1 pseudogene is annotated in these 1,410 nt (G+C 75.6%); it reads right to left on the bottom strand.

The features are described from left to right. Positions 1-1,272, bottom strand: a pseudogene (locus BN2279_RS31170) (hypothetical protein); the annotation flags it as partial. Positions 1,273-1,410: the final 138 nt, after the last annotated feature.

The raw sequence follows: 1,410 nt of genomic DNA on the forward strand, positions 1-1,410 counted from the left end.
CCCCACCCCCCCCCCCCCCCTCCCTCCCCTCTCCTCTTCGTCGGCGGCGTCAGAGGTGTAAAAGAGACAGGCCCCCGGCCACCCCGCGAGGTGAACGATCACCGCCCGAAGTTTGTTCACACATGTCACAAAGCGAGAATGGGGACCGTGACCCACACCCGCACCAGGCTGGAGAGGGGCCGGAACGCCCTCGGCCCCGCACTGGAACTCGTCCACACGGGCCGCGCCCCCACCCGCTCCGTGCTCACCACCGAGCTGGGCGTGACCCGCGCCACCGCCGGCGCCGTCGCCACCGAACTGCAGACCCTCGGCCTCATCACCGTCGACTCCCGCCCCAGCGCCGCGCCCGGCAGCCACGGCCGGCCGTCCCACCGGCTGGCCATCGCCGACGACGGTCCGGTCGTCCTCGCCGCCCAGGTGCACGCCGACGGGTTCCGCGCCGCCCTCGTCGGGCTCGGTGGCCGGATCGTCGCCACCACACCCGGCCGCACGACCGTCGACGCCGACCCCGCGCAGGTCCTCGGCGAGGTCGTCGCCGCCGGCGCCGCGCTGCTGCGCGACAGCGGACGGCGCTGCGTCGGCGCCGGACTGGCCGTTCCGTCCGCCGTCGCCGAACCCAAGGGCACCGCCCTCAACCCGCTCCACCTGGCCTGGCCCGCCGGCGCCCCCGTCCGCGACATCTTCCACCGCTGCCTCGCCGAGGCCGGCCTCGGCGAGGCAGCGGTGGAAGATGTCGCGGACGGGGGCGCCGGCGGGCCAGGCCAGGTGGAGCGGGTTGAGGGCGGTGCCCTTGGGTTCGGCGACGGCGGACGGAACGGCCAGTCCGGCGCCGACGCAGCGCCGTCCGCTGTCGCGCAGCAGCGCGGCGCCGGCGGCGACGACCTCGCCGAGGACCTGCGCGGGGTCGGCGTCGACGGTCGTGCGGCCGGGTGTGGTGGCGACGATCCGGCCACCGAGCCCGACGAGGGCGGCGCGGAACCCGTCGGCGTGCACCTGGGCGGCGAGGACGACCGGACCGTCGTCGGCGATGGCCAGCCGGTGGGACGGCCGGCCGTGGCTGCCGGGCGCGGCGCTGGGGCGGGAGTCGACGGTGATGAGGCCGAGGGTCTGCAGTTCGGTGGCGACGGCGCCGGCGGTGGCGCGGGTCACGCCCAGCTCGGTGGTGAGCACGGAGCGGGTGGGGGCGCGGCCCGTGTGGACGAGTTCCAGTGCGGGGCCGAGGGCGTTCCGGCCCCTCTCCAGCCTGGTGCGGGTGTGGGTCACGGTCCCCATTCTCGCTTTGTGACATGTGTGAACAAACTTCGGGCGGTGATCGTTCACCTCGCGGGGTGGCCGGGGGCCTGTCTCTTTTACACCTCTGACGCCGCCGACGAAGAGGAGAGGGGAGGGAGGGGGGGGGGGGGGGTGGGG

The sequence above is a fragment of the Streptomyces specialis genome, assembly GCF_001493375.1.
GTDB classification, from domain to species: domain Bacteria; phylum Actinomycetota; class Actinomycetes; order Streptomycetales; family Streptomycetaceae; genus Streptomyces; species Streptomyces specialis.